This is a genomic window from Pseudomonas cucumis (assembly GCF_030687935.1).
GTDB classification, from domain to species: domain Bacteria; phylum Pseudomonadota; class Gammaproteobacteria; order Pseudomonadales; family Pseudomonadaceae; genus Aquipseudomonas; species Aquipseudomonas cucumis.
The window spans coordinates 3,114,496-3,138,950 of sequence record NZ_CP117454.1 but is presented as its reverse complement, the minus strand read 5'-3'; the positions used below and the strand labels follow the sequence as shown (position 1 = coordinate 3,138,950).

Below are 24,455 nucleotides of genomic sequence, written 5' to 3'. Positions count from 1 at the left end.
AGCAAAAAGAAATTGCCGACATGGTATGACTCCAAAGCAGGAGACTGAGACAACAAGCTGACTTTGTTTGCTGTTCAATTATCTGATTTAGATCAATCAACGGTCATTGTAGAGGGACTTTTCTTTAGCTGGCTCTGTCACACGTACATACATACAAAACACATATGAGGTTTTACATGTCCAAGCTTGCAGAGTTCCGTCAACTCGAAAAACACCTGGCTAAACAGCTCCAGGCTCTCGAAGCACTGAAAGGTGATGCAGGCCTTCAAAAGGAAATTGATTTCGAAAAGAAGCTGCGTGATTTGCTAGCCAAATACGGCTATGGCCTGAAAGACGTGATCAATCTTCTTGAGCCACAAACTGGTCGTCGCGCATCAGCAAGCGCGTCGAAATCCGGTACACGTAAACCGCGCCAGGTGAAGATCTACAAAAATCCAAACACTGGCGAAGTCGTCAAGACCAAGGGCGGCAACCAGAAGACACTGAGGGAATGGAAAGCTAAATTCGGCTCTGCCACTGTCGAGTCCTGGCTGACCAAGTGAGTTTGATTTGCAGGAGCCAGGCTTGCCGCACCGCTGGTTCCTACATGTCCGATCATTGCCCGAGAAGGGCCTTTTTGTAGCTGATACGGGCTAGTGTCTGTGATGCTTAAGTGATTTGGGTTTACGGCCGCGCGGGGTTGGCTTCAGCGGCACGCTTTTCCCATATTCGCTCCACCATAATGCGAGTGCCTCCATCGTCGGCCCGAGCACACGGGCCTTTGCCGTCATCTCATATTCGACGCGCGGTGGCACTTGCGCGAAGACTGTTCGCGACACCAGACTTCAAGCGATGTTCGTCGCGGCAAGAGGCTCCCGCGATGCTGCGCGTGCAGCCAGGAAGGCAAGAACGGCCGCCACGCCCAGCACAGCGGCGCTCAACTCGAAGGTCGCTCGATAACCGCTCAAGTCAAAGACCAGCCCGCCAACGGTTGCCCCAGACGCGATTGCTAGCTGGATGATCGCAACCATTAAGCCGCCTCCCGCTTCAGCAGCGTCTGGCAATGTTCTTGCCAGCCGTGTAGATCTGCGGCAATCGGTGTCAGCAGGCTGACGGGCATGAACTCTGATGCCACCAGCACGAAGGCGGCGAGCGACATGGCGAATACGACGCCCCATGATTTATGGGGCACTGGGAGGAGGTGATCAGTCATTGGTTGAATCCTGTATTGCGCGAAGCGTCGTAGCCCCGAGGACAAGGCTACGAGAGAACCGGTGCCCGGCCAGGGCACCGATCAGGCTACTTCAGGTTGCTTTTGAAGAACGCGGTCAACTTGGCGAATGGAATGAGGTTGACCCGGTCGTAAAGACCCACGTGTCCGGCATCTGGAATAATGAGCAACTCTTTAGGCTCGGCGGCCCGCTTGTAGGCGTCCTCACTGAACTCGCGTGAGTGCGCCTGGGCGCCGGCAATGAACAGCAGCGGGCGAGGGGAGATAGTCTCGATGTCATTGAACGGATAGAAGTTCATGAACTTCACGTTGCTGGTTAGCGTTGGCATGGTGGTTGTCTGCGGCGAAGAGTCAAACCAACGAATTGCGTTTGCTCACGCTTTTAAACGCTATCGAGATAAAACGACTAAACAACCATTTAGCATAGTTATAATCTATCTATTATATATTCTTAATAGTTGCAGTATTTCAAGGGGGCAATCCACATGACCAACAGTGAGCTCGACATTCATATCCCCAACGCTGAAGCAGTGATCGCCGCATTGGCTCTGGAGCCTCACATGGAAGGCGGTTTCTACCGAAGAACCTTTCAATCCGATCACCACGCTATGGTCGAGATCAATGGCGGTCAACGTCACTTGATGACTTCAATTTATTACTTGCTGACCAAGGATTCGCCGATAGGTCATTTTCACCTGAATCAATCGGACATCGTTCATTACTACCATTTGGGAAACCCGATTCAGTACAGCCTGATTTTTCCAGACGGCACGTTGAATACTGTGGTGATGGGCAGCGACGTTATCGCCGGGCAATGTTTGCAGCTGCATGTACCTGGTGGCGTCTGGAAAGCTTCGCAGCTTATGAATGGTATAGCGGAATACGGTTTGATCAGTGAAGCGGTTTCACCAGGGTTTGATTTTGCAGATATGGAGATGGGCAGTCGGCAAAAGCTCAGAGAGCAGTTTCCCGAGCATTCGGAGCTGTTTGGAAAGCTGACGCGAGGATGAGGGGCTGAGGTGGATCCCGGGCTTCAAAATCTGCGTGCAACCGGGCTAATCTTGAAACACATTGTTACGTGTAATGTATATTATGTTAAATGATGTGTCTGGGTGGAACTTTCAATACTTGTGCTTGAGGTCACGCGCCACCACTTTCCGATTTTTGCAGACGTTCAGGCTCTTCTCGTTGGACGTCCTTCCTGACTTCGGTCCCTAATGTATGCATGAAAGTTTTGCCCCCGTCTGTACAAGAACTCCAGCCAGATATACAGATATCGCTTTTGAGGCGTTCAAGCACGCCTCATCGATACAGCCGAGCGTTTAACTGATGTCATTCGTTTGCGGCGGTAACAACCAATGTCGTTCGGTGGTCCATCCGAGAAAAACCTGAGCCCCCTCACTTTTCCGGCGGTTGAGGGTCAACGGGAGCCCGGAAGCTGCCACACGCAACCCCATAATTGCCGGTAGAAATCTCTCTCGGAATGCAATGGGTTGAGCCGCGAAATGAGCTTCGATGCTATCGATTGCGCAACGCCTCTCGGCGTCATCCTGCATGGATAAATAAAACACCATCTGGCGCCAGGCATAAGCGGTATTTTTGAGCATCACCAAGCTTGAGTGATAGAACTTGATTTTCATCTGCTGCCGCATGCATATCCATTGGAAGCACTCCTGAGCAAGTGAGCCCAAGCGATGATGTAGCAGCGCTTTCAAACCGAGATCACCAAATAGAAGCGAAAGGTTTTGCGTCGTCAAAATCTGTTGTTGCTCGATGATCCTGCCGTTGGTTGCTGAATGCCATCCACCCAAGGGTGCATTAGCCCGCTGTGCGCACAGGTTCGCCAATGCATCGCTGGTATCCAAGTCACGCTGGAAATAGTTTCTGCTCTTTGATTTCGGCTTATCGGGAAGGATCGCCAGTTGGTTCGTGTCGATGTCGTAATAATGGGCGTAAAGGGTGCCATCTATCAACGAGGCCGCTCGCCTGGCTGCTTCCACGAATTTATTCGAAAAGGTTCCCATGAAAATGTCCGCCGCGACCTCCTCCACAAAAGGAAGATCCAGCTTCGCCGTGACAGCAAGCGAACCAAACTCCTGAAGTAGCTTGTTCGGAAGGATTGCCTGAGGGAAAGCAGCGAGGGTTGTTGCCGAGGATTCGATCAAGGCTTGTCTGGCTCCCTCAACGGCGACAGTGTGTGCCTCTCGTTCACCTTCAACGGCCGCCACCCAAGGCAACTCACTGATTTTGACTTGGCTCTGTAGGTTGAGCAGCAGCAATGAACGGCGTCGCCGAAAAGCACGATACGTTGCGATAGATAACGTGCGCAGTGTCGTATCGCGAAATCCAGCACTGCAGATTTCGGCCGTCATCGCTGGCAGTACTCGCGCCACGGTATCCCCAGATGTGATCAATCCCTTGTCAATCAACTGACTGATGGTTCCCTTTCGACAGCGCTCGAGGCGTCGGCGAACTGCTGGTGGAATGGCGACACCTGTTTTCAGCGAATATGCCTTCGCCTCCTCATTGGTAATCGGTTCCAACAGGGACGAAAAATCAGAGATGCCTTCCGAGCTCGTATAGCTGGTCAGACGCTCAGAAACCGCCTTGGCGATCAGATGATGCTCGGGCGCGGCCACCTGATGGCGCTGTATAGCTCGGCTCTGTAGATGATCTTCGGATTCGGGATGACCATGTTTGCACACGAAATCATTGACGATCCGCCGAATACGTCCGACTTGACGCCCTGTCAGCGAGATTGGGTCATTGGAGCAGAGCCTTAGCAACGCGTACAACTCCCCTACCCGGCCCCTGAAAGGTTCAACGTTGAGGATGTCATTGCTACCGGTGGCATCGAACTGACTACTTAGCGCATTCGCCTGCTCAAGCCAGCCTTCAGGATATTGCCGACAAGGCCAATCATCCTGGTACGTTAAGAGGAAGAGCGAGATAGCTGCATCGTAGAAAGGCAACCGAGTCACGACCACATGTTTTTGCAGCGCCAGACGCTGCTGCGCAGGGAGTTTTGAAAGCAGCTTTTTGATATCGCCGACATCGAAGATCTGCACTTCCACCGCCGCGAGCGGTAGCCCGTCAGAAGCCATTGGAAAGAAACGCAGTTGCTCAAAAAAAGGTGCGATCGACTCAATCAGTCTGCGTGCTTCCTCCGTGCGCTGCTGTCCCAACAGCCAAGCCACGTACAGTAGCGCTGCCTCTTCTGGTACATCGATCCGATAGTCGCTGTTCACCAGTTGCTTTTGCAGTGCTTCGATCCCCTCATCCGTAATGTGCCAGGTGTTGAGATCAAGTCGTTCAAAACCAGGGCGGATGCCTGGGACTGAGGCGGCCAACCGCCGTTCGTACTCGGTCAGTGCACCACCGGCCAGATACTGTCCAGTGGCAAAACCACCCGTGACTACCTCCAGTGTGACCCATTCAGGCACATCCACGAGTGGTATACGCGAGCCATACAGCGCGGTGCCCTGCACCATGTGTTCGACCACCTGCTGCCAGCGCTCAATCCGTTCACGCGCTTTCTCAGTATCTAGACCCGATGCGGTCAATGCTCGAGATAACTGAAAGACCGCATAATCGGCGTTTATGCCGGCCATTGCATCCGATTCCCTATCGTGCCTGGACATATGTCCTTCTGACCCTGCGATGTAGTGGGTCCGGGGGCTGGATTCGAACCAGCGCCCACCCGGTTAAGAGCCGAGTGTTCTACCGCTGAACTACCCCGGAACAGAGCGCACATTGTCTACTCGCAACGAACGAATGTGAAGATTGAAAACGTTGCCGCTCGTGACGCATACAGAGATTACTCCCGTTCGAAAATATTGGTGTAACTTCCTCCCCCCCGCTGCAATGCCAGAGGCAACTGGATTTGCGCAGATAACCACTGTTTGCACCGCTGCGCTCTGAACAGTCGGTCATGAACAAGTTTTGGAGAGCATGCGCTTTGTTTTTCTAATCCAGACCCTTATTTTAAAAGGACTTATTGGAGCCATGAACATCTGACATCGCCCATAAGTTAAATGATGTGTCTGGGTGGAACTTCTACCAAAGGTTCTTTCAAGCTACCAATCCCGATCCCTGTTCGAGCCAACTCAATACCCCAGCTCCAGCAAACGACACTCGAACCGTCTGATCAGGTATGACCCACCCCGGGAAGCTTCGGCTCAGAGTTCGATGACAGGCACCCAGATCAAAGCATCAACCGGCTACCGCTGCGGTGACAAATCACCCCTTCGATCCTGCTAACGATCTATATCTACGGCTATCTCAACCGCATCAAGGCCGGTGCAGCGAACTTCGCCTACGGGGCATCGAAGGACTCTATGGATCTCGGAAATCACCTGCATCGTTGCGTCTTCGATCGTTCCTTCATTACGGCATAAAACCCAGCCGTGATCCGCAATCGCTCGCTCGAACGCCTTGGTACAAGCGACATGTTCTTCCAGCTTATGGATCACAGTACTGCTCAGCCCACGCCCTCGTGCCGCTGCCCTTGCCCATGAAATTTCAGGGGCGGTGACAACTCCGACATGCAGGTCTGGCACTCGCACGTTTCGATCAATGTTCAACTGTAGAATCTCTGCAAACGGGACTATCCGGCGAAACGCGGCATCAGACGGGTACCAGCGATCGATCAAGATGATGCTGCCTGGTGGCTGTTTAGCCAGCACGTGGTGGGAAATCCAAGTACGGCTATCAGCAAAGCGCTCGCAAACCTCCAACTCCAAATCCCGGGTGGGATTTCTGACGAGTTTGTTCACGAGGGCCATTGTTTCCCCCCTATAGGGATCGCTTTTTTTCTCGCAAAGTCGGATTACCTTTTTGTTGTCTGCCCTCAGTACTTTCGTAACGGCCTCCAACAATGTGGTTTTGCCGGCTCCCTTGGGCCCATCTAGAGAAACAAACAGCGGACGATTCATTCTTCACATAACGATTGATATACGGTTTTTTTGCCCTGTTCGTTCGCTGGAACCGCTTGGCGCGACTACGCGAATCGAGTGGAGGGACCTTATGAACAGACATTGGTGAACACTCTAACCCTGTTTCCGGTTAACGGGTCTCAAAATCCAGGGTTACAGCCGCTTATGAACATCGGTCATCACTTTCCATAAGCCACTCCCTATACATCCTGACACGGAGTATGCCGCCTGCTGGCAGGCAGAGACGCTTCTATTGCCCTTTCCCGTCCCAGAGCAGTCTGTCAATCAGCTGCTAGTGTTAAAAGTGCGCGGCTTCAATACCAGACTTACTTGCGCATCCTCTCTCGCGTCCACAGGCGGAACACCATGAGATACAACCTGTTTGAGAATCAGAGAAACGAGATCATCCTGCTCGCCCGCATTCTTCTAATGATCCTTTTCATCATTTCCGGTTGGAGCAAGCTGACCAACTTTGGCGGTACCGTTGCTTACATGGGCTCACTCGGCGCGCCCATGCCCATGGTCGCTGCGGGGGTTGCGGTCGTCATGGAGTTATTTGTCGCTATAGCGATTGTCGTGGGTTTCTACACCCGCCCACTCGCATTTCTCTACGTCTTGTTCGTACTCGGTACAGCTCTGATCGGGCATCACTTTTGGACTATGGTTGACCCCGAGCGCGCGGCCAACATGACCCAATATTTCAAGAACCTCAGCATCATGGGCGGCTTGCTGCTGCTGGGCATTACAGGTCCTGGCAAGTATTCGGTTGATGGCAGATAGCAGCGCGCGCATCGGTGGGCGCCCGTTTAACTGCGGCTGGCCGGCAACCCAGTGTTGCAGACTGATGACGCCATTACCATCGTGTCGACGGACCATCCTGCCACCACTCAACGGTGTAGCCCGTCAGAACAGCTGATAACTCATAAGCCTCCTCCCGCCTTCTTCACCGGGCGACGGTTATCGCGTGGCCCGTGTCTGGGGGGGGGTGATGCCAACCAAGGAAAACCACATCTGCCAGTCCGTCGCGGCGGCTTGTGGGCCATCGCTTGCTACTTGAGCGAGTGTCAACAGAACGTTATTTTTTCGAAATATCACAAACCCCCCTCATAACCGCTAATCAGTTAGTCCGGTTTTTTGACGCTTCCCCGATACGCGGTCACAACTTTTGCCCTCCGCTGGGTCATAACACGGTAGCTGTCGATGGAATATTGGCATCTACCGAGGTTTTCGCCTGATACGGAGATAAGCTCATGATTTTCAATGTACAAAATTTTGGCGCCAAAGGAGATGGCATCACTGACGACACGGCGGCAATACAAAGTGCAATTGATGCGGCGGCCGCTGCAGGCGGGGGGCAGGTGTATATGCCGACCGGAACTTATATCGTTTCGGGAGGTGAGGAACCCTCCGACGGTTGCCTGATGCTCAAGAGCAACGTCTACCTGTACGGCGACGGCATGGGCGCAACCACCGTCCAGGTGGCTGACGGCTCCGACACCAAGATCACGGGGGTCATCCGCTCCGCCTATGGCGAGGAAACCCACGACTTCGGCGTCAGCAACCTCACCATCGATGGCAACCGTGACAACACCACGGGCAAGATCGACGGTTGGTTCAACGGCTACATTCCCGGCGAAGCAGGCTACGACTCCAACGTCACCCTCGACAGCGTCGAGATCAAGGATTGCTCCGGGTACGGTTTCGACCCCCACGAGCAGACCGTCAACATGGTCATCAAGAACAGCGTGTCCCACGGCAACGGCCTGGACGGCTTCGTTGCTGACTTCCTGAGCGACAGCACCTTCGAAAACAACATCGCCTACGACAACGACCGCCACGGTTTCAACATCGTCACCAGCACCCACGACTTCACGCTCACCAATAACGTTGCCTACAACAATGGCGGCAATGGCATCGTGATCCAGCGCGGCAGTGAGGACATCCCCTCCCCCACAAACATCACCATCACCGGTGGCGAGGTGTACGGCAACGGCGCCGAAGGGGTGCTGATCAAAATGTCCAGCGAGGTGACAGTCAGCGGCGTCGATATTCACGACAACGCCAGCGCCGGGATTCGCATCTACGGCAGCAACCACGTCGAGATCATCGACAACACGCTCAACAACAACTCCCTGGGTAGCCCCGTACCGGAGATCATCATCCAGTCCTACAACGACACCCTGGGTGTGTCCGGCAAGTACTTCAACGGCAGCGATAACACCATCCAGGGCAACATCATCATCGGCAGCGACCTGTCGACCTACGGCGTTGCAGAGCGCAATGAAGACGGCACTGATCGCAACGCCATCATCGGCAACACCATCAGTCACACCAGCAAGGGTGCCACGCTGATCTATGGTGACGGCAGCTACGTCAGCGCCACGGAGCCGATGACCACCGTGCAAGGTACGGCTGGCAACGACACCCTGCTGGGCAGCGCCGCCAGCGAGATTTTCTACGGCGGTGCCGGCAACGACACCATCAATGGCGGGGCCGGTGGCGACATTCTGGTGGGTGGTGCAGGCATCGACAAACTCACCGGCGGAACCGGCGCCGATACGTTCCGTTTCACCGCTCAGTCCGACAGTTACCGCAACGCAACCACAAGCTTCGATGACATCATCACCGACTTCGACGTCACCCAGGACAAGATCGACCTCGCCGGCCTCAGTTTCACCGGCCTGGGCAATGGCCGTGGCGGCACCCTGCAGGTCAGCTACAGCGCCAGCAGCGACCGCACCTACATCAAGGACTACGATGCCGACGCCAGCGGCAATCGCTTCGAGCTGATTCTCTCGGGTAACCTCGTCAGCACCCTGACCGCCAGTAATTTCATCTTCAATCGGGTGATCACCGGCACCAGCGGCAGCGACTTGCTACTGGGCAGCGATTCGGCCGACACCCTCCTCGGCCTGGCGGGTAACGACAGCCTTAATGGCGGCGCGGGAAGCGACAAGCTCGATGGCGGTGCCGGTATGGACACCCTCACCGGTGGTGCCGGAGCGGACACGTTCGTGTTTTCCAATCGCCTGGACAGCTACCGCAACTACAACACCGGCGGTGCCAACCTTGGCGACCTAATCACCGATTTCGATATCAGCGCCGACAAGATCGATCTCTCGGCCATGGGTTTCACCGGCCTGGGGGACGGCAAGAACAACACCGTGTACGTGGTGCTCAACAGTGCCGACACCAAGACTTACATCAAGTCCCTGACCGCCGATGCCAATGGCAACCGCTTCGAAGTGGCACTGGACGGCAACTACCTCAACACGCTGACCAGCGCTAATTTTGTCTTCGCCACCTCATCGCCGACCAATCAGGCGCCTGCGCTGGCCACGCCGCTGCTGGATCAGAACGCGACCGAAAACACCCCGTTCAGCTACGTGGTGCCGGCCACCAGCTTCACCGATCCGGATAACGACAGCCTGAGCTACACCGCGACCCTGGCCGACGGCAGCGCCCTGCCCGGGTGGCTGAGCTTCAATGCCACCAACCTGACCTTCACCGGCACGCCGACCAGCACCGCGTCCGGCAACTACAACGTGATGGTCAAAGCCATGGACCCAGCCGGTGCATCGGTCAGCGATAGCTTCGCCCTGACAGTGGCCGATGCGCCCGCCAACACCATCACCGGCACCAACAATGCCGAAACCCTCAACGGCACGGCGGGCGTGGACTTGATCCTCGGCCTCGGTGGCAACGACACCATCAAGGCCGGCACCGGCGCGGACATCGTCGACGGCGGCGCCGGACGCGATTCGCTGTACGGCGGCGACGGTGCCGACACCTTCCGCTACACCAACGCGCTCGACAGCTATCGCGACTACGACACGGGGGGTATCACGGTCACCGACACGATTTATGACTTCACTGCCGGCGTCGACAAGATCGATGTTTCGGGGCTGGGCTTTATCGGCCTCGGCGATGGCCACCATGGCACGCTGTACATCACCCTCAACGCGGCCGGCGACAAGACCTACATCAAGTCCGCCGAAGCGGATGCCGATGGCAACCGTTTTGAAATCGCCCTCAACGGCAACTACCTCAACACCCTGACCGCCAGCGACTTCGTGTTCGGCGAGAGCGTCCAGCAAAACATCCTCTACCTGCCCACCCTCGGCCAATCCAATGCGCGCCTGCTGCGCATGACAGAGGACGACAATCAGTCCGGCACCTCGATGCTGGTCAACGACCTGGACCGCTACACCCCCTATGACGTGCGCAGCCAGTTCACCGATGCCAATGGCAACGGCATCGACATCGCGGTGGGCGGCAGCACGGTTACCGGCCTGTCGACTCTGAGCGCCGAGGAACTCAAATTGTGCTGGTGGCTGACCGACACCAACCAACCCGGGGCTGCGCTGTTGCGCGCAGTGACGCTGCTGCAGGACCAGCGCACCGAACTGCAATCGATCGATAACGTCACCATGGGCATCATTTGGGGCCAGGGCGAGGAAGCCGCCCAGGAAATCGGACGCGCCACGGACAAAGCAGCGGCAGCAGCGGCCTACAAGGCCGCGACCCTGAAGGTGTTTGATTACCTGCATGCCCAGTTCGGCAACTTCAGTGTGTACTTGATGGAAACCGGTCACTACGAACAGGACGCGGCGCGTGCCCGTGGTTATTCGGAGGAGAAAATTGCCTCCATCGTCGAGGGGGTTGGCTATGTCCGCGCCGCCCAGGAAGCCATCGCCACCGAGCGTGCCGATGTCAAGCTGGCGGTGGACTACACCGACCTCCCCTTGCGCTACGAAGTCGATCCGCTGGCGTATCCCGACGACGTCTGGCACCTGCACGAAGAGTCGGCGGAGATCGTCGGCCAGCGCCTGGCCGACTACATTGCCAATGACCTTGGCTTCCAGGGCAACCCCAACGACAACAACAGCGTGCAGGACATTTTCGACAACGCCCAGAACATGATTTCCGGTACCGACCAGGCGGATACCCTGGTGGGCAGCTCGGGCAACGACACGCTGGATGGCAAACTGGGCGCCGACACCATGACCGGTGGCAATGGCAACGACGTCTATGTGGTCGATAACGCGTCAGACCGCGTAGTGGAAACCAACACCTCGACCTCGCAGATCGACACGGTGCAGGCCTCGGTCAGCTGGACCCTGGGCGCCAATCTCGAGAACCTGGTGCTCACCGGCGTGTCGGCCATCAACGGCACCGGCAATGAGCGGGACAACTTCATCACCGGCAATGCCGCCAATAACGTGCTCAATGGTGCCGCAGGGGCCGACAGCATGAGCGGCGGCGATGGCAACGACACCTACTATGTCGACAACGCCGACGACACCGTGATCGAGACCAACAGCAATGCGGCGCCTGGAGTGGTCGACAGTGTGCACAGCAGCCTGGCGGCTTATACCCTCAGCAACAACGTCGAGCGTCTGTATATCGATAGCACTGGCGCCGCCAATGGCACGGGCAACGCGCTGGACAACACACTGTTCGCCGGAGCCGGAAACAACGTGCTGGACGGGCGCGATGGCAATGACACGGTGTCTTTTGAACGCGCGCTGTCCGGCGTTACCGTAAACCTCTCGACGTCAGCGCAACAAAACACCGCGGAGTCCGGGCTCGACACCTTGAAATTCTTCGAAAACCTGACGGGAAGCGCCTACGCCGACAGTCTGTCGGGCAACAGTGCCGCGAACGTTCTGAACGGTGGTGCGGGCAACGATACGCTGGTGGGTGGTTCGGGCGATGATCGGTTGATCGGCGGTGCCGGCACCGACAACCTCACCGGTGGCACTGGCGCGGATACCTACGCGTTTGGTGCGCTGTCGGACATGGGCGTCGGGGCTTTGCGCGATGTGATCAACGGCTTCAAGAGCACCGAGGGCGATCTTCTGGATTTCACCGGCCTGGACGCCAACCCGCTGACCACCGCTGTCGACGCCTTCACCTTCATCGGCAGCAACGCCTTCGACCCTGCCGACGCCACCGGCCAACTGCGCTTTGCCGATGGCATTCTCTACGGCAGTGTCAACGCCGGGGCCACCCCCGAGTTCGAAATCCAACTGGTGGGCATCCAGGAGCTGCACGCCAGCGATTTCACAGTCTTGGGTTAGGCCCACACCTCCTGGGAGCGGGCTTGCCCGCTCCCACAGGGGATTTGCAGTACCCCAGGCAGATCTACTCTTGATCTACAGCAACCACCGTCCAACTGTCATCTGGATCAAAGCGCTTCATCGACTGCGCCAACTTGTCACCTGCGGGTCCCAGGTCTTTCTCAAACACCTGTCCTTCATGACTGATCATGAAACTCATCACCCCGGTGTCATTGTATTTCGCCGGCCAGGCGATCAGTGCAAAGCCACGGATCATCTTGTCACCGATCAGGTAGCTGTAGGCGCCGCCAGGTGCCGAAGGACCTTGGCCATCAAGGATACGGAACTGGTAACCGTGCCAGTCTTCGCCAGCAATGGTTTTGCCGAACGCGGGGCCCAAGGGGCTGATCTGACCGCTATCGTCGTCCGCCCAATAGAGTCCGTCGTGCTTGCCGGCGGTGCTGAAGATTTTCTGCGCATAGGCAAGTGCGCCGTCACCGTCACGATCCACTGACGCATAGTCCATCTGGACATCGTGATAGGTCAGCACTGATTGCAACGCAGCGAGTTCGTTGCGGCCAATTCGACGTGCACGGACTTCGGCGCTACCGGCCTTGATGTCGAAGCGCCAACCGTTCGCGTCTTTTATCATGGGGATAGGCAGTGTCCAGTGGTCACTGCCAACCGACAGGACCGCCTTGCGATCGCTGGCTTTTTCAATGGAGTGTTGCTCGCCGTATTGCTTCAAAAACGCATCCACATCACTGCGCTGCACGCCTTCGCGCGGGATGAAACTGCGCCATTCATTACCCAGCAACTCTGCCAGACGTGCCTGATCGGCGTGCTCCGTACCCAGTGCTTCGACGAACGCTTGGGCGGCCTTTTCTGGCGTTGGAAATGCCTGCTGCGCCGTAACAATGCTCGACCACGCCAAGCCGGCAGCTATTGCCAAGACATGAAGGAGCAAGCCCATGAGTGCCTTCACTCGAGCATTGTTTTTCAACGACGGCCTCCCCTTTGACGCGCTGGTGGATTGGACGGCCGACTGATCTGATGGCCGGCTGATCGCGAGGCACTGGGGCGCTGGGCGGATGCCTGGCTGGCCCGGCCACGACTGGCTTGTGCGTTGGTCTGTGACGGTGAGCGCGCGCCGGCGAATACATTGTTGGGGGCACTGCCCGTACTGGCGGACGGCCGTTTTTGCGCAACCTGGCGCGCTTGGGAATCGCCCTGCCCGCGCTGATTTACCTGCGCGGTCTGTTTCCTGGGTTGCTGACTCTCCCGAGTGTTTCTGGCAGTGCCCTGGCTTCTGTCGGACGACTTCGGTCTGTCTGTACCTGCTTGCATCCGATTGCTGGCCGAGGTTCCGGACTGGGCTGCGCGCGCTCGATCACGGGCTTCGCGGTTGCTGGTGGCAGGTCGTTCGATACCGTGCTTGTCCATTGAGCTGCGGGCTTTTTCGCGAGCCTGTGCTCGCTGAGCATCGTCCCCTCGATAAGCCTGACGCTGATTGGCGCCGCCCAGTTGGCGGCCATACTGTTCGCGGCTCTTACTGTCTCGATAGGGAACGCCATCGCGATGAGCGGCGTTGTGCTGCCACTTGTTCTGATTATCGTTGATTCGGTTGTTGACGTTGATGTTGTTGTAGCGGTCGACGTCGATGTCGATGTCGTTATTGCCCCAGTCACATTCACCCCACAACGCACCGACGATAGCCACACCGGTACCGAACGCCAACCCAGCCATCAATGCCGAACCGGGGTAATAGGCTGGCGGCGGTGGATAGTACACGGGAGGCGACGCAGGATAGGGCCAAGTGCCGTAGGTTGTTGTCGGGTTATAACTGGGTACGTACACCACCTGCGGATCGGAGGGCTGAATAATGATGGTGGATGTGCTACTGGCAGGGGCCGGTGCTGTAGCTGCCGGTGCCGGTGCCGGTGCCGGTGCCGGTGCTGCAACAGCCTGAACCGTTACGTTCTGATATTGGTTGCTCTGCAGGTTGCCTGCTGCTTGCGCCTGATGACGCAAGCGTTGCACGCCCCCCATGACATCGTCGGGCTGCGCCAGGAAGGCATCACCCAGGCGTTGTACCCAGACGGGATCCTGTCCCAGCGTTGCCAGGACCTGTGGAAAGGCGACCAGCGCCTGCACGCTCGGATCCCAGGGCTGGCTCGCGACTTGTTTGACTGCATCATCGCCCTTGGCGTCCGGGTGTGCTTTAGACCAGGTTACCGCCTCGGTGACTTCCCCGGGGTACGTGGTGGCCATCAGCACCTGTGCCAGCAACGGGTCCGGGTAAAGCGCAATGGGAGCCAGCATTTGATCCAGCTGCTCCTGGGTAAACACGGCATCCTTGGCCGCTGCCGTGACGGGCGCTGTGTCGGCAGCGTTTGCGGTCACGGTCGCATCCAATGACTGCGCCAGGCAGGAAGCTCCGCTCAAAAACAGTACCGCTGACACCGCGTAAAACAATGGAATGCGCATTGCACCCCCTATGTGGTCAGGCAGACTTGAGCGCCTTGATCGTTCCGGCCTTCCCTGCACCGTCGCGCCCGTCAAAGACGATACAGTTCTTGATGCAATGACCCTTTGTTGTTCACGTTCAAGGGGTTATCTGGTAGCCCCGTTGCTGCATGCAACTGTTGTAGGCGGAAGCAGTTGCCGCCGGTTCTGCCCGGCGATCCTGACGACGATCCTGACGTTGCCGGGATCCACCTACAACCGCACCTGCCACAGCAGCATCCTTGGCTTTGTTCTGTCGATATTCCTGTTTGACATCATCGTCGACCTTGTCATAAATCTCGTCATGCTGACGACCGCGCGCTCCGGCAACCGCGGCACCGGCAACTGCGCCAGTAGCGGCACCACGGACACGTCCACCTGATTGAGGCGTTGTACTGGTGCTTGCTGTGTTGCCGGCCTGAGCCTGGCATGAACTGATGTCCTGCTGAATGATTTCGGGAGACTGCCCTTTGAGCGGCGTTACGGTCTCGGCTGAAGCGTAAAGGCACAATACCGAGACAATCGTAGCCAGACAGGGGGGGATGGATTTTTTCATAAAGACTCCACTGCAATCAGTGTGCTTTGGATCTTTCAGTCTAGCTCAGCATCTGGGCGACTAACCCTGGAACAATGTTCTTATGATGCAACCTCTAATTTCTTTTGTACTTCTACCCCCTGAAACGGGTGTGGCAAGTTTTGAGCACTGACTTACACTGCGATACACCCAATGCGAACGAATGACTGCTCAACGGATCGATAAATCCCACAGCAATCCGGGCATCACGTAATGATCAAGCCAACATGAAAACGGTCACGGCCCTTTTCACCTCTCTGCTCGCTGCCAGCCTGTGCGCGGCGACGAGCACCTGTACCAATGCCGAGCCTGTTTCGCCAATCATCCAGACCAGCTTCGACTGCGCCACGGCAAGAGCGTCCGTCGAAAAGCTTATCTGTCGCGATCCACAACTGACGCAGATGGATATTGAACTGACGCGTCTTTATCGCCTGGCGCTCACGGATGATCATTCAGTACCGCGTCCAGACAAAGTCATGATCGACCAGCAGTTCTGGATCGACGCCCGCAATCAGTGTGCCTCCACGTCTGAGGTCAAGGCATGCACGATCCGAAGTTATGCCGAGCGCGCGCACCAGCTACGCCAAGGCTCGGCAATTGCAAGAACCAAGGATCCAGACAGACTCACCGAAGGCCCCCTGGCTTTTCGTTGTACAGGGCTAAACGCGTTGCTAGCCGCCACTTTCTTTAACACGCAGCCTGGTGTCGTGTACCTGAAATGGGCGAACAGCTCGATTACCCTGAACCAAGTGCAGAATGATTCGGGAACCCAATACACCGGCAAGGATTCCCAGGGGAACTACAGCTTCTGGCAAGACGGCAACGGGGTGCTTTTCCAGAAGCCAGGCTCCGGGGAAATGAGTTGTACGGCCGAACCGATCGGCTGAGACCGTCTCTCACAAACTCGGCGATTTATGCCACGGGTAGCCTTTGGCACTGAGTTCAAAGGCGTATTCGAATAAGCGCTTCATGTACTCGCCATCGAATTTATGCAGGCGAGAAATATGGAAGTCGGAGCCGATGTACGCCAGATTGAAGTCCGCCCCATCCTGCTGGGCAATTCGGTAAATCCGATCCAGGTCGCTGATCCCCTGATTCTGGATCAATGCGCTGATGGCTCGACCGCCTATGTTCAAGGTTCGGCGCTTGGTTCCGGACCATTGCAGTTCCAGTTTGCCGTTGCGAATGACATAGAAATGCCGCTCACGACGCAAACGCGCTCCGGGCACCTGGTTCAGCGCCATCACGGTGCCGGGTGGGTAAAGGAACACCTGCGTAAGGACACCTCCGTCCACGTGCATTTCCTGAAACGGGTGGCCGTTAACGTCCACATCAATCATGACGGGTGAGACGGCACCAGGAATACTCATCGACGCGACCATGATGTTGCGAAACAGCTCGAGCGCTCCCGGTGCCTGGCTGGAGGCAATAGCGCCCATGTTCCAGGTGACCGGGCGCCCTGAATCAAGGTCGGTTGTACCGATCATCAGGAGCCGTCCCTTGGCGTATTCCAACGCGATCGCCGCAAGAATCTCGGCAGTGACGTGCTGTGCAATGAGCCGCGACAGTGGCTTGCTGTGCGCCATCCCATCGCTGGTAAGACGGGTCAGCATATTGCGCGCATGGAAAATGTCTTTTGGACCGACTGCATTGCAGATACGCACAATGACATCGTCGTACTGGGGCCCCAGGTAGGCAAACGGGGCGACCAGGGCGCCAGCGCTAATGCCGGTGACGACTTTGAACACCGGTCGAGTCCCATGCCGGGTCCATCCCGCAATGATGCCCCCCGCGAATGTGCCGGCGTCGCCGCCGCCCGAAACGGCCAGCAGATTTGCCCGCGGCAGGATGTCGTTCGGTAGCCCTGCGCTGGCGAGCGCCTCAGCCTCTCGAAGGTTGGCCTGGCTCACATCCCGAATGAACGGCGTCAGGTCCTGGTCCAGCCAGTAACGAGCATCTGGAATGTCCGGGATCAGCGCTCTTTCCGTTAACGTTGGCGGCACCGCATCACGGCGTTGCAGGCACGCTTGACGCAACATGTTCAGGGTTGAGGCGCTAGGTCTGAGCTGGAATGGTTTCAACACGCCTCCTCCGGCCCCTGCAATTGACAGAGCCCGTCATGCACACTCGACACCCATGACCAGACTCTCAATGGCGAGTGGCCTGAACATCTTTCATGCTAGCGCAAGCTCAGGCAGTCATGACGTTGGCGGGACGTCCGGTCTGCCCTGCGGCTGATCCTCCCCCCACATAGACGATCATTAGAAAACGCCAGCAATCACCGCAGTTTCAGCGGATCAACCAGTTCAGCGGCGATGGCCATGCCCACTAGGTCCGGCAAGGTATTGGCCTGCATGCGTTTCATCACCCGCGAACGATACAGGTCGACGGTTTTCGCACTGACGCCCAGTTGCTCGGCGATCTCACGGGTGGTGTAACCCTGGACCAGCGGCAGCAAGACATCGCGCTCCCGTGGGGTCAGTGTCAGCAAGCGCGCCTGCAAGGCTTCGTGCCCCTGATTGCCCGAGCGGTTTGCCGCGCAGTTGCTGAGCGCCTGTTGCACGCTGTCCAGCAGCAATTGCTCGTTGTAGGGCTTCTCGATGAAGTCATGGGCGCCCGCCTTGAAGGCGCGAACCACGATCGGCACATCCGCGTGCCCGCTGACGAAAATGATCGGCAGGTTCAGCTCACGTGCGCGCATTTCTTCCTGCACGTTCAAACCGCCCATGCCGGGCATGCGAACATCGAGCAGCACGCAGGCATCAAGACTGGCATCGCAGGCATTGAGAAACTCCACGCCACTGGTAAACGGCAAGGCTTTGAGCCCCACCGACTCCAACAACCAGACGGTTGAATCGAGCATGCCTTGGTCATCGTCGACCACATACACCACGTGCTCCGTCGCACCTGCCATTACGTTATTCCTGTTGTTGTTTTGTTGGACCGGCCAGCGGCAAACGGCAGCACATCAGCAGCCCGACAGGTCGGCGTCGGGCCTGTAATTCGCCACCGAAACCTTCGATGATGCTGCGGCTCATGGACAAGCCAAGCCCCAGGCCATCGGCCTTGCTGGTATAGAACGGGGTAAATATCTGCTCCAGTTCGGGCTCGCTGACGCCTGGCCCCTGGTCTTGCACACTGATTTCCACGGTTGCACCACCGCCCTGCCCCGCAGCCATCACGATCAGCGAGGGTTGCCCCGGATGTTGTTCGCGGTTGGCATCGATGGCATTTCGCAGGAGATTGAGCAGGACCTGCTCCAGCAGCACTCGGTCGGCAAAGATCGGCGGCAGATTATCCGGTAGGCGATCCTCGATTGTCACTTGGCAATTGCTCGCCTCCCAGGCACATAAACGCACGGCCTCGCGGGCGACCTCGGTGAAATTCAAGGCCTGCATCCGGCGTTGCCCCTTGCGCAGAAACGCCCGCAAACGTTTGATCACTTCTGAAGCATGAGTGGCGTGATGGGTAATGCGCTCCAGCCCTTGCGCTACTTTGGCGGCGGCCTGGGGATTGGAATCCAGCGTCTGTAAATAGCGCTGGCTGGCATTGGCGTAATTGACGACCGCCGCCAATGGCTGGTTGATTTCATGAGCGATGCCTGAGGCCAGTTCACCCAGGGTGACCAACCGCGCGGTGTGCGCCAGTTCGTCCTGATGGCGGCGCTGTTGCACTTCACGTAGTTCACGCTCGGTCATGTCCCGCGCCACCAACGAGTAATAGCGCTCGCCACCGGCCGAACGGTGCGCCAGCAGCACCAGCGATACCGGCACTGAAGTGCCGCCGCCCGGTGGCTGCAATCGCGCATCGGTGCTCCAGACACCGTCGCGTTCGGCGCTGCTCCAGCCATCACGCTGCAGACGTGCCAGGTCGCCGCTGGCGAACAACGTTGCCAGGGCTGGCATCGGTTGTTGCTCATCGACCCCCAGGATGCGCCGCGCCGCTGGATTGAGGTAAGTGACTTGCCCCTCGGAGTCGATGAACAACACCGGATCGGTGTTGGCCTCGACGACTTCCGCCAGGCGTCGCTTGTTCTCTTCGGCGTGCACCCGGGCGGTAATGTCACGGGACACGCTGACCACTTCCACCACCGCCCCGGTATAGGTCTCGCGAATCGCGCGGCTGGCGGTTTCAAACCACAGGTAATGCCCATCCCGATGGCGGATCCGGTACGTCATCGTGTGATAACCATCCTGCTCCAGGGCATCCCGCGCGCGCTGCACCAGGCTGGCCAGATCCTGGCCATGGAACAAGCCTTGGGCCATTTGCCCGCGCAACTCCTCCGGCCAGTAGCCGAGCAATGTCCAGGACGCCGGCGAGGCATCAAGAAAGCGCCCGTCCGGTGTGTGTCGGGAAATCAGGTCGGTGGTGTTTTCAATGATCAGCCGGTACAGCCGCCGTGCCGTGGCCGCTTCGCGCTCGGCCAGCACTTGTGCCGTGGCATCGCGACACCGGGCGAGCACACGGTTGTCCTGCGGATCGGGGATAAACGTCCAGATCAGAATCTGCGCTTCGAATTGGGCTTCGACCCCTTCGATGGCGCGTTGCTGGTCCAGGCAGGCGCGTACCAGCACCCGGTGATTGACCGGTAAAAAACCCAGCACATCGGTCAGCGGCTTTTCGGCCAGCAACGCCAGCAGCGCCGCGTTGAACTCCAGTGGCCGGCCCTGCGCATCGAGCAGCAGACTCGGTTGCGGGTCGTGCCCCAACAGCGGTGAACCGCGCAGCATGCCGTTGACGCTGCTCAGCAACGTCGTCAGCAAGTCCTGCACCCAGCCCAGCCAATCAAGACTCACGCCCTCGCACACTTCCACCAGCAACAACCCCGCCTGCCCCGGTTGCAACGCCAGATCAAACACCTGGCCATGGCTGATAGCGGCCCGGCGCAGTCGGCCGGCCAGCCAACAATCGAGTTGACGTACTTGAGCCAGATCCAGCCGCCCCGCTTCGGCCAGTCGATCAAACAACCGCTGATCGCTGGCCAGCGAAGGGTCGCCCAGCCCCGGAGGAAAATGCTGGGCGGCGCCCTCGTGGCTGTAAATCCGCGCATTGGGTTGCCAACTCAAATAAACCGCCCGGCGCACCTCGGGGCAATCCTGCAGCGCACGGCACAACGCATCGGCCCGGGCGGCCAGAGAGACACCCTCGCGCTGAAGGCGCAACCAGCTGTGCAATCGAACGGGAGTCAGGGTCATCACAGGTCCGCTTCGTTGGGGAGGCCAAGGATATACCGGCCTTGGCGGTGTCACTCTATTCATTTAGATCTGGAAGAATCAAATATAGTACATATCCTATATTGCGTAGGTTGTACTTCCATATCGCTAGCTGAATGTTATATAAAGCAAGCCGGACATAAAAGGGACCTCAGCGGCTACGCTGCAAGGTCACCTATAGAGCTAACAATCAGCCACCGAGTACCGTACATGTCGATCTATGAACAAGGGCTAAGCCCTGCGGCTGTCAACCATATTGCCTTGTCTCCGCTCAGCTTCATCGAGCGCACCGCCAGCGTTTACCCACACTATCCCGCCGTCATCCATGGCTCGATCCGCCGCACCTGGGCGCAGACCTACACCCGCTGCCGTCGTCTGGCCTCGGCGCTGGCCGGTCGCGGCATCGGCAAGAACGACACGGTGGCGGTGATGTTGCCCAACATTCCCGAGATGCTCGAAGTGCATTTCGGCGTGCCGATGATTGGCGCAGTGCTCAACCCGCTCAACGTGCGTCTGGATGCTGAAGCCATTGCCTTCATGCTCCAGCATGGCGAAGCCAGGGTGCTGATTACCGACCGTGAGTTCCATGATGTGATTCACGCGGCGATCGGCATGCTGGACCACCCGCCATTGGTCATCGACGTTAACGATCCGGAATACGGCGAAGGCCAGGCTGTCAGCGATCTGGACTATGAAGCACTGTTGGCCGAAGGCGACCCTGCTTTCGCCTGGCAGTGGCCCGATGATGAATGGCAAGCCATCTCGCTGAATTACACCTCCGGCACCACCGGCAATCCCAAAGGCGTGGTTTACCACCATCGCGGTGCCTACCTGAACTCATTGGGCAACCAGATGACCTGGGCCATGGGTAACCATCCGGTGTACCTCTGGACCTTGCCGATGTTCCATTGCAACGGTTGGTGCTATCCGTGGATCGTCACCGCCATGGCCGGTGTGCATGTGTTTCTGCGCCGCGTCGATCCACAGAAAATCCTCACGCTGATCCGCGAGCATCAGGTCACCCATCTGTGCGCTGCGCCGATCGTGCTCAATGCCTTGGTCAACATGCCGGAATCGGCTAAAGCTGCGATCGATCATCCGGTCAACGCGATGGTCGCCGGTGCCGCACCGCCAGCCAAAGTGATCGGTGCCGTGGAACAGATGGGCATCAAAGTCACCCACGTCTATGGCCTGACCGAAACCTATGGCCCGGTGACGCTCTGCGCCTGGCATGCCGAATGGGATGAGCTGCCGCTCGACGAACGGGCGCAAATCAAATCCCGTCAGGGCGTGCGCTACCCGACACTCGAAGGTGTGATGGTTGGCGATTCGAAGACACTGGAACCGACCCCGCGAGACGGTCAGACCATCGGTGAGATCTTCATGCGCGGCAACACCGTAATGAAGGGCTACCTCAAGAACCCGACCGCCACAGCCGAAGCCTTCGACGGCGGCTGGTTCCACACCGGGGACCTGGCGGTGTGTCATCCCAACGGTTATGTCGAGATCAAGGACCGACTCAAGGACATCATCATTTCCGGCGGTGAAAACATTTCCACCATCGAACTGGAAGGTGTGCTCTATCGTCATCCAGCCGTCATGGAAGCAGCCGTCGTCGCTCGTCCCGATGAGAAATGGGGCGAAACGCCCTGCGCCTTTATCACATTGAAGGCTGATCACCAGGACGTTCGCGAGGCCGACATCATCAGTTTCTGCCGCGAACACCTGGCCGGTTTCAAAGTCCCGCGCACCGTGATTTTCACCCTGCTGCCGAAGACTTCAACCGGCAAGATCCAGAAGTACGTGCTGCGCGACAGGGCCAAAGCGCTCTAACCGAATCGACGTTGTACCCACCAGGCGGCAGGTGTTTTACCTGCCGCTTCGGGCTCGTGCAGGCTGAATTCGGCCCTGCCCCTGACCTACACACTGATAACAAAAACAATGTGGAGCCACCCATGATCGACATTCATTCAACCGATACCCAACGCTGTGAACGCATTCGGTCCAACCCCAAGTTCCTTCAATTGGTGAGCAGCCGTTCGCGCCTGGCCTGGTCGCTGAGTGCTGCCGTGCTCGGCACCTACTACGCGTTCATGCTGGTGGTGGCGTTTGCTCCGCAGTGGTTGCATGCGCCAATCGCCGAGCATCGGATGTTGACCCTGGGCATGCCGGTTGGCGCGGCGATCATCATTTTTTCCTGGCTGCTGACCGGTTGGTACGTCTACAGCGCCAACACACGTTTCGACGCACTGGGCGCCGCCATTCTCGAGGAGAGCAAGTGATGACTCTGCTGCGTAAACTTCTCCTCGCCGCTGCCGGGCTATTGCCGGCCTCCGTTGTGCTGGCTGCACCCACGTTGGGTGCGGTGGAAAAACAGCCGCTCAACCTGCATGCGATCGGCATGTTCTTCGTCTTCGTATTGGGCACATTGGCTATCACTTGGTGGGCCGCGCGGCAAACCAGATCCACTTCGGACTTCTACACTGCAGGCGGTGGCATCACCGGGTTCCAGAACGGACTGGCCATTGCCGGTGACTACATGTCCGCCGCCACGCTGCTGGGGCTGTCCAGCCTGGTGTTCGCCAAGGGCTACGATGGCTTCATCTATACCATCGGCTTCTTTGTGGGCTGGCCGATCATCACCTTCCTGATGGCTGAGCGCTTGCGCAACCTGGGGCGCTACACCTTTGCCGACATCGTGTCCTATCGTCTGGATCAAAACAAAGTGCGGATCTTTGCCGCTTTCGGTTCGCTGACGGTGGTGTGCTGCTACCTGATCGTGCAGATGGTCGGTGCTGGTCAGTTGATCAAGTTGCTGTTTGGCCTCGACTACCCCGTAGCCGTGGTGATCGTCGGCGCGCTGATGCTGGTTTATGTGATTTTCGGCGGCATGATCGCCACCACCTGGGTGCAGATCATCAAGGCCGTGCTGCTGCTTGCCGGCGGCACGACTTTGGCATTGATGGCCATGTCGCAGTTCGGTTTCAGCTACGAAACCCTCGCCGACAAAGCCGTCCAGGCGCACGCCAGTGGCTGGAACATCATGGGCCCAGGCTCGATGCTCGCCGACCCGATCAACACCGCTTCGATGTCGCTGGGCCTGGTGTTCGGGATTGCCGGCCTGCCGCACATTCTGATGCGTTTCTTCACCGTGCCTAACGCCAAGGAAGCACGCAAATCGGTGTTCTACGCCACCGGTTTCATCGGCTTTTTCTTCCTGGTGGTATGCACCCTGGGCTTCGCCGCGATGGTGATCATCGGCACCGACCCGCAGTACTACGTCAATGGCGAAGTCGGTGGCACCTTGATTGGTGGCGGCAACATGGTCGCCATGCACTTGGCCAAAGCGGTCGGTGGCAATCTGTTCTTCGGTTTCCTCTCGGCCGTGGCCTTCGCCACCATCCTTGCGGTGGTCTCCGGGCTGGCCCTGGCCGGTGCTTCGGCGATTTCCCACGACCTCTACGCCACGGTGTTCAAGAAGGGCAAAGCCAGCGAGAAACAGGAAATGCGCGTGACCCGCATGGCCACCGTAGGTCTTGGCATCATCGCGATTCTGCTGGGCATTCTGTTCGAGAAGATGAACGTCGCGTTCCTGGTGGGCCTGACCTTCGGCATCGCCGCGTCGACCAACTTCCCGGTACTGATCATGGCCATGTACTGGAAAGGCTTGACCACCAAAGGCGCAATCATCGGTGGTTTCGCCGGGCTGATCTGCGCGCTGGTCCTGGTGATCCTTTCGCCAGCGGTCTGGGTCACCGTGCTCGGCCATGCGCATGCGATTTTCCCGTACGACCACCCGGCGCTGTTCTCCATGCCACTGGCGTTCTTCGTGATCGTCGCCGTATCCAAACTCGACCGCAGCGTGCGGGCCGACAAGGAGCGTGATGCTTACGCCGACCAGTTTGTCCGCGCCCAGACCGGCCTCGGTGCCGCCAGCGCTTCCAGCCATTGATTGAA

At 57.9% G+C, this 24,455-nt stretch carries 17 protein-coding genes, 1 tRNA gene and 3 pseudogenes; 8 read left to right on the top strand and 13 right to left on the bottom strand.

From position 1 onward, the window contains the following. Positions 1-176 precede the first annotated feature (176 nt). The gene (locus tag PSH97_RS14240; RefSeq protein ID WP_305445368.1) at positions 177-542 is read left to right on the top strand and encodes a histone-like nucleoid-structuring protein, MvaT/MvaU family; all 366 of its coding nucleotides are present in this window, start codon (positions 177-179) and stop codon (positions 540-542) included. Between the two features lie 90 nt (positions 543-632). On the opposite strand, the pseudogene PSH97_RS14235 reads toward PSH97_RS14240, so the two are convergent. The 4 genes and pseudogenes from PSH97_RS14235 to PSH97_RS14220 form a co-directional block, all read right to left on the bottom strand. After that, positions 633-821, bottom strand: a pseudogene (locus PSH97_RS14235) (winged helix-turn-helix transcriptional regulator); the annotation flags it as partial. A gap of 3 nt (positions 822-824) precedes the next feature. Next, positions 825-1,061: pseudogene (locus PSH97_RS14230) on the bottom strand (MFS transporter); the annotation flags it as partial. Next, positions 1,010-1,192: a hypothetical protein gene (locus PSH97_RS14225; protein WP_305449889.1), complete on the bottom strand. Its 183-nt coding sequence runs from the start codon at positions 1,190-1,192 to the stop codon at positions 1,010-1,012. The pseudogene PSH97_RS14230 and the gene PSH97_RS14225, both read right to left, overlap by 52 nt. 86 nt (positions 1,193-1,278) lie before the next feature. Beyond that, a pseudogene (locus tag PSH97_RS14220) lies at positions 1,279-1,560 on the bottom strand (alpha/beta hydrolase); the annotation flags it as partial. A gap of 135 nt (positions 1,561-1,695) precedes the next feature. On the opposite strand from PSH97_RS14220, the gene PSH97_RS14215 reads away from it, so the two are divergent. Continuing rightward, complete coding sequence (locus tag PSH97_RS14215; RefSeq protein WP_305445366.1) at positions 1,696-2,220, top strand: cupin domain-containing protein; 525 nt, start codon at positions 1,696-1,698, stop codon at positions 2,218-2,220. 312 nt (positions 2,221-2,532) lie between these two features. Here PSH97_RS14215 and PSH97_RS14210 read toward each other — a convergent pair whose 3' ends face one another. From PSH97_RS14210 to PSH97_RS14200, 3 genes are all read right to left on the bottom strand, one after another. Then, positions 2,533-4,821, bottom strand: a complete 2,289-nt coding sequence (locus PSH97_RS14210; protein WP_305445364.1) for a hypothetical protein — start codon at positions 4,819-4,821, stop codon at positions 2,533-2,535. Positions 4,822-4,876: 55 nt separating this feature from the next. Continuing rightward, a tRNA-Lys gene (locus PSH97_RS14205) sits at positions 4,877-4,951 on the bottom strand. Positions 4,952-5,466: 515 nt separating this feature from the next. Beyond that, the gene (locus PSH97_RS14200; protein WP_305445363.1) at positions 5,467-6,144 is read right to left on the bottom strand and encodes a dTMP kinase; all 678 of its coding nucleotides are present in this window, start codon (positions 6,142-6,144) and stop codon (positions 5,467-5,469) included. 366 nt (positions 6,145-6,510) lie between these two features. Between PSH97_RS14200 and PSH97_RS14195 the strand changes: the two genes are divergently transcribed. Both PSH97_RS14195 and PSH97_RS14190 read left to right on the top strand, forming a co-directional pair. Beyond that, a complete protein-coding gene (locus PSH97_RS14195) occupies positions 6,511-6,924 on the top strand; it encodes a DoxX family protein (protein WP_305445362.1) in 414 nt (137 codons plus the stop codon). Positions 6,925-7,394: 470 nt separating this feature from the next. After that, on the top strand, positions 7,395-12,227 hold the full coding sequence (locus tag PSH97_RS14190) for a M10 family metallopeptidase C-terminal domain-containing protein (RefSeq protein WP_305445360.1): 4,833 nt from the start codon (positions 7,395-7,397) through the stop codon (positions 12,225-12,227). Between the two features lie 64 nt (positions 12,228-12,291). Here the strand turns inward: PSH97_RS14190 and PSH97_RS14185 are convergent, their stop codons facing one another. The 3 genes from PSH97_RS14185 to PSH97_RS14175 form a co-directional block, all read right to left on the bottom strand. Further along, on the bottom strand, positions 12,292-13,179 hold the full coding sequence (locus tag PSH97_RS14185) for a DUF2950 domain-containing protein (RefSeq protein ID WP_305449798.1): 888 nt from the start codon (positions 13,177-13,179) through the stop codon (positions 12,292-12,294). A 26-nt stretch (positions 13,180-13,205) separates the two neighbouring features. Further along, positions 13,206-14,693 (bottom strand): DUF3300 domain-containing protein, encoded by a 1,488-nt coding sequence (locus tag PSH97_RS14180; RefSeq protein ID WP_305449728.1) that lies wholly within the window; start codon positions 14,691-14,693, stop codon positions 13,206-13,208. Positions 14,694-14,811: 118 nt separating this feature from the next. Beyond that, positions 14,812-15,267 carry a YMGG-like glycine zipper-containing protein gene (locus tag PSH97_RS14175; protein WP_305449727.1) on the bottom strand — a complete coding sequence of 152 codons (456 nt, stop codon included), beginning with the start codon at positions 15,265-15,267 and terminating at the stop codon, positions 14,812-14,814. Between the two features lie 245 nt (positions 15,268-15,512). Between PSH97_RS14175 and PSH97_RS14170 the strand changes: the two genes are divergently transcribed. Beyond that, positions 15,513-16,172, top strand: coding sequence for an MliC family protein (locus tag PSH97_RS14170; protein WP_305449726.1), 660 nt, complete (start codon positions 15,513-15,515; stop codon positions 16,170-16,172). 9 nt (positions 16,173-16,181) lie between these two features. Here the strand turns inward: PSH97_RS14170 and PSH97_RS14165 are convergent, their stop codons facing one another. The 3 genes from PSH97_RS14165 to PSH97_RS14155 all read right to left on the bottom strand — a co-directional run bounded on the left by PSH97_RS14165 (position 16,182) and on the right by PSH97_RS14155 (position 20,480). Next, complete coding sequence (locus tag PSH97_RS14165; RefSeq protein ID WP_305449797.1) at positions 16,182-17,366, bottom strand: patatin-like phospholipase family protein; 1,185 nt, start codon at positions 17,364-17,366, stop codon at positions 16,182-16,184. 197 nt (positions 17,367-17,563) lie between these two features. After that, positions 17,564-18,199, bottom strand: coding sequence for a response regulator transcription factor (locus PSH97_RS14160; protein ID WP_305449725.1), 636 nt, complete (start codon positions 18,197-18,199; stop codon positions 17,564-17,566). A 4-nt stretch (positions 18,200-18,203) separates the two neighbouring features. After that, positions 18,204-20,480, bottom strand: coding sequence for a PAS domain-containing sensor histidine kinase (locus PSH97_RS14155; protein WP_305449724.1), 2,277 nt, complete (start codon positions 20,478-20,480; stop codon positions 18,204-18,206). A 228-nt stretch (positions 20,481-20,708) separates the two neighbouring features. Between PSH97_RS14155 and PSH97_RS14150 the strand changes: the two genes are divergently transcribed. The 3 genes from PSH97_RS14150 to PSH97_RS14140 all read left to right on the top strand — a co-directional run bounded on the left by PSH97_RS14150 (position 20,709) and on the right by PSH97_RS14140 (position 24,450). Continuing rightward, positions 20,709-22,331 carry an acyl-CoA synthetase gene (locus PSH97_RS14150; protein WP_305449723.1) on the top strand — a complete coding sequence of 541 codons (1,623 nt, stop codon included), beginning with the start codon at positions 20,709-20,711 and terminating at the stop codon, positions 22,329-22,331. A gap of 122 nt (positions 22,332-22,453) precedes the next feature. Then, positions 22,454-22,780 carry a DUF485 domain-containing protein gene (locus PSH97_RS14145; protein WP_048393398.1) on the top strand — a complete coding sequence of 109 codons (327 nt, stop codon included), beginning with the start codon at positions 22,454-22,456 and terminating at the stop codon, positions 22,778-22,780. After that, positions 22,780-24,450 carry a cation acetate symporter gene (locus PSH97_RS14140; protein WP_305449722.1) on the top strand — a complete coding sequence of 557 codons (1,671 nt, stop codon included), beginning with the start codon at positions 22,780-22,782 and terminating at the stop codon, positions 24,448-24,450. The genes PSH97_RS14145 and PSH97_RS14140 overlap by 1 nt, the downstream gene beginning before the upstream one ends. The last annotated feature ends 5 nt before the right edge of the window (positions 24,451-24,455 follow it).

Coding starts and splice junctions, on each gene's coding strand:
- PSH97_RS14170 (WP_305449726.1), top strand. CDS start 15,513: ATGAAAACGGTCACGGCCCTTTTCACCTCTCTGCTCGCTGCCAGCCTG.
- PSH97_RS14190 (WP_305445360.1), top strand. CDS start 7,395: ATGATTTTCAATGTACAAAATTTTGGCGCCAAAGGAGATGGCATCACT.
- PSH97_RS14140 (WP_305449722.1), top strand. CDS start 22,780: ATGACTCTGCTGCGTAAACTTCTCCTCGCCGCTGCCGGGCTATTGCCG.
- PSH97_RS14145 (WP_048393398.1), top strand. CDS start 22,454: ATGATCGACATTCATTCAACCGATACCCAACGCTGTGAACGCATTCGG.
- PSH97_RS14175 (WP_305449727.1), bottom strand. CDS start 15,267: ATGAAAAAATCCATCCCCCCCTGTCTGGCTACGATTGTCTCGGTATTG.
- PSH97_RS14150 (WP_305449723.1), top strand. CDS start 20,709: ATGTCGATCTATGAACAAGGGCTAAGCCCTGCGGCTGTCAACCATATT.
- PSH97_RS14200 (WP_305445363.1), bottom strand. CDS start 6,144: ATGAATCGTCCGCTGTTTGTTTCTCTAGATGGGCCCAAGGGAGCCGGC.
- PSH97_RS14240 (WP_305445368.1), top strand. CDS start 177: ATGTCCAAGCTTGCAGAGTTCCGTCAACTCGAAAAACACCTGGCTAAA.
- PSH97_RS14195 (WP_305445362.1), top strand. CDS start 6,511: ATGAGATACAACCTGTTTGAGAATCAGAGAAACGAGATCATCCTGCTC.
- PSH97_RS14215 (WP_305445366.1), top strand. CDS start 1,696: ATGACCAACAGTGAGCTCGACATTCATATCCCCAACGCTGAAGCAGTG.
- PSH97_RS14210 (WP_305445364.1), bottom strand. CDS start 4,821: ATGGCCGGCATAAACGCCGATTATGCGGTCTTTCAGTTATCTCGAGCA.
- PSH97_RS14180 (WP_305449728.1), bottom strand. CDS start 14,693: ATGCGCATTCCATTGTTTTACGCGGTGTCAGCGGTACTGTTTTTGAGC.
- PSH97_RS14185 (WP_305449798.1), bottom strand. CDS start 13,179: ATGGGCTTGCTCCTTCATGTCTTGGCAATAGCTGCCGGCTTGGCGTGG.
- PSH97_RS14225 (WP_305449889.1), bottom strand. CDS start 1,192: ATGACTGATCACCTCCTCCCAGTGCCCCATAAATCATGGGGCGTCGTA.
- PSH97_RS14155 (WP_305449724.1), bottom strand. CDS start 20,480: ATGACCCTGACTCCCGTTCGATTGCACAGCTGGTTGCGCCTTCAGCGC.
- PSH97_RS14160 (WP_305449725.1), bottom strand. CDS start 18,199: ATGGCAGGTGCGACGGAGCACGTGGTGTATGTGGTCGACGATGACCAA.